Annotated in this window: 1 protein-coding gene; it reads left to right on the forward strand. The window is 39.4% G+C overall.

The window, feature by feature from the left end; translation table 11 throughout:
* Nucleotides 1-15 precede the first annotated feature (15 nt).
* Entirely contained in the window at nucleotides 16-975 is a 960-nt protein-coding gene (locus VE944_RS30240) for a hypothetical protein (RefSeq protein ID WP_324986287.1), read from the forward strand.
* The last annotated feature ends 846 nt before the right edge of the window (nucleotides 976-1,821 follow it).

Here is a 1,821-nt window from a genome sequence, read left to right on the forward strand (position 1 = left end):
AAGGAGAAAATTCTCATGGTTCTTTACGGCTATACCGTTGGAGATGCGGATATCAATCCTAGCCAAGCTGGAGAACAATTCGCAGTTTACCGCTTCCCCATAAGCCCCCTTGCGACTACTCCCCAAAAAGTAGGCGAAATCACTGCTGCCAATGTTCCTAACGCAGAACTAGAAGGTTTGGGAACTAACCCCATTACCGGAAGAGCAAGTGCGGTTAACGAAGCGCGTGGCTCTGTTCCAACACCTGGTCCTGTTGTTCGGGTAGATAATATTGATCAGCCTTTTGCTCCAGCTAGTGCCTCACCAACACCTACACCATCCGACCTACGTCGTTTTGGGTTTGACTTAGGTGCTGACTTTGGCCGTGACTATTCAGTAGCTAGTCAACCAATTGTTCTATACAACATTTCATCGGATTCTGAAACGGCAGTAGGAAGCTCTCTTTATAAAATTACTACAGCTAACCCTGGAACTATCAGCCTTGTAGACGGCTTTGGCGCACCTACTACTGCTGCACAAAGACAAGGAACTCAACCTACCAACCCTGGAAAACATGCTGATGGATTAGCTATCGACAATCTCAATCCTGGTAGAACTCGCGCTATAGCTAGTGATTTCACCAATGGTGATGGAGATGGCAACCAACTTCACAAAGTAGATTTGCTCACTGGTGAGCTATCTGCACAAATTACTTTGAGAACTCCTTCAGGGCAAGCTCTGAATGTGGACTTAGATTCTGGGCTGGCATTTACTAACACTGGTTCTCAAAGATTGTTGGCTTTGCTAGAAAATGGCGCTGTCTATGAGATCACAGGCTACCAAGATGAACTTGCTGCATCAGGTTTGGGTTTAGGTAGTGCTGGTGGTGCTAATGGTGCTGGCTTTGCAACCGCCACCTTACTTGGTACCGTTAATTTACCAAGTGCTTCGACTGGAGCCATTGATTATGAAGGCTTTACGATTGTTAATGAATAACAGTCGTTAAGATACTCTTTCTTCAACTTTTGTAAAAACTACTTTTACAAGAGTTGAAGGACGGAGCTAAAGATAAAAAAGTTTTATTGGCTAAACTACCTGTACTTTTTCTAGAGACTAACTGGATTTTATTTTGAAATTTATTCTATCCTCTAACTCTTTTTTAATTATTTTTGTTAAAGGTATTTTGAAGTGAACATGTTAATAGCGATCGCCTACGAAGATTCAATCGTTTAATAGCTATTAAAACAGCCGAATTATGCTTGTATCAGCCAAGGAAAACAATCATTAGCTACTAAAAATTAACCAAATATTATCAAATCTTAATATTTAAAAAACTTTTTATTAACATTAATCAAATATAGTCTTATTAAGATGATTTCAAATATAGTTTTTAACTTTAAACTTTGACTTTAAATCGGCAAATCAAACACCCTTTTCTCTTTGTTCATTGAGTAAATACTCACTAGAAGAGTATTGAGTTAAGTTGTCTTAGCTTGTTTCCAGTCAAAGGTTTAGTAGTGTTACAAGTTTGCAAGCTTATAGGCTATATAAACAAAGTAAAATAACGCAGACTAGTTTTATATCTTAGTCTGCGAATTAAAGCTCTTGTTTGTGTCGTTAAAGACTTTTAGCCAGATAGCAATTTGCACATTTAGAATGCTGCATATTTGGAATATTCCCAAAAGTTTAACAGGTTTTAACAAGGAGAAAATTCTCATGGTTCTTTACGGCTATACCGTTGGAGATGCGGATATCAATCCTAGCCAAGCTGGAGAACAATTCGCAGTTTACCGCTTCCCCATAAGCCCCCTTGCGACTACTCCCCAAAAAGTAGGCGAAATC

Source organism: Nostoc sp. (assembly GCF_035638895.1).
In the GTDB taxonomy this organism is placed as follows: Bacteria; Cyanobacteriota; Cyanobacteriia; order Cyanobacteriales; family Nostocaceae; genus Nostoc.

Excerpts from the sequence above, each read along its gene's own strand:
- VE944_RS30240 (WP_324986287.1), top strand. The coding sequence starts at position 16 with ATGGTTCTTTACGGCTATACCGTTGGAGATGCGGATATCAATCCTAGC.